Origin of the sequence: Protofrankia sp. Cj3 (assembly GCF_917627355.1) — a bacterium.
GTDB lineage: Bacteria > Actinomycetota > Actinomycetes > Frankiales > Frankiaceae > Protofrankia.
Window position 1 is genome coordinate 59480 of sequence record NZ_CAKJTR010000004.1, and the last position, 1834, is coordinate 61313.

General features: G+C 69.7%; 1 protein-coding gene. It reads left to right on the top strand.

Going from position 1 to position 1834, the window contains the following annotated elements; all coding sequences use genetic code 11:
* Window positions 1-27: 27 nt before the first annotated feature.
* Window positions 28-1834: type I polyketide synthase (locus tag MJ783_RS01205; RefSeq protein ID WP_239308018.1), on the top strand; the 1807-nt coding region annotated here is incomplete at its 3' end.

Here is a 1834-nt window from a genome sequence, read left to right on the forward strand (position 1 = left end):
TGCCGTTGAGCAGGAAAGGGTCACAGTATGAGCGACAAACCGACTGTTCCCGGAGCAGGAACCGGGGCGGCCGAAGCGGTCGCCGTCATCGGGCTTGCCTGCCGGCTGCCGGGAGCGCCGACGCCGGAAAAATTCTGGCGGCTTCTCACCGACGGCCAAAGTGCCATCACCGAAACCCCGGCCGAGCGCTGGAACTCCGCCGCCGACGCCTACCCCGGCGGCTTCCTCGACCACGTCGACCGGTTCGACCCGGCTTTCTTCGGCATCTCGCCCGCTGAAGCGATCGCCATGGACCCGCAGCAGCGGCTGATCCTCGAGCTCAGCTGGGAGGCCGTCGAAGATGCGGGCATCCTGCCCGCGAGCCTCGCGGGAGCCCGAGCCGGCGTATTCATGGGAGCCATCGCAAGCGACTACGCGGCCCTGCTCCACCAGCAGGGCGAGCGCACCATCACGCGCCACACCCTGACGGGACTCAACCGTGGGATCATCGCCAACCGGGTGTCCTACACCTTCGATCTGGCCGGGCCCAGCCTGACGGTGGACGCGGCTCAGGCATCCTCCCTGGTAGCCGTTCACCTGGCCTGTGAGAGCCTGCGCAAGGGAGAGTCCGCGCTCGCCCTCGCCGGCGGCGTCAACCTGAACATAACGCCCGAAAGCACCATCACCGCCGCACGATTCGGTGGCCTGTCACCGGACGGCCGCTCCTACACCCTCGACGCCCGTGCGAACGGCTATGTGCGCGGGGAGGGTGGTGGCGTCGTCGTGCTCAAGCCGCTCGCCCGAGCGCTGGCCGACGGCGATGACATCTACTGCGTGATCAACGGTGGCGCGGTCAACAACGACGGCGCCACCGACGCGCTCACGATCCCGAGCCCGGCAGCGCAGGAAGCGGTCGTGCGGCTGGCCGTCGAACGGTCCGGTGTGGATGCCGCTGAGCTCCAGTACGTGGAGCTCCACGGCACCGGGACGAAGGTCGGTGACCCGATCGAGGCCGCCGCACTCGGCGCGGCGCTCGGCGCGGCCCGTCCCCCCGGGCGCCCGCTCCTGGTGGGCTCGGCCAAGACGAACGTGGGCCACCTGGAAGGCGCGTCGGGAATTGTCGGCCTTCTCAAGGTGATCCTGAGTATCCGGCATCGCCAGATCCCACCGAGCCTGAACTTCGAGACACCCAATCCCGAGATCCGTTTCGATGAGATCAACCTGCGGGTGCAACAGGCCCTCGCTCCGTGGCCGCGACCGGACAGGACGCTCGTCGCCGGGGTCAGTTCCTTCGGGGTGGGGGGAACCAACTGCCATCTGGTGCTCGCGGAGAAGCCGGTATCCGATCGTCCGGCCGCGAACGGCGACGGCGCTCCCGGCAAGGAGGCTGCCCCCGGCACGACAGCCGTAGCCGGCCCGCCGGTGATCCCGTGGGTGATATCAGCGAAAAGCGAAGCTGGGTTGCGTGCTCAGGCCGCGGCGCTGCGCGAGGCCGTTTCCGCCCGGCCCGAGATGGGCCCGGCGGACGTCGGATTCTCGCTCGCCACGACCCGAACGTCGTTCACCCATCGGGCGGTGCTTCTCGGTGGTGACCGCGAGGCGCTCCTGGCCGGGCTCGCGGCGCTGGGCAGTGGGAAGGTGGCACCCGGCCTGGTGAGCGGAGTCGCCCGGGACGCCAGGGGCGTCGTGTTCGTCTTCCCCGGCCAGGGCTCGCAATGGAGCGGTATGGCCCGGAGCCTGCTCGAGACGTCCCCTGTTTTCGCCGAACACCTCCGCGCCTGCGCCGAGGCCCTGGCACCACACGTCGAATGGTCGCTGGACGATGTGCTCCGCGGCCGGCCGGACGCGCCGTTCC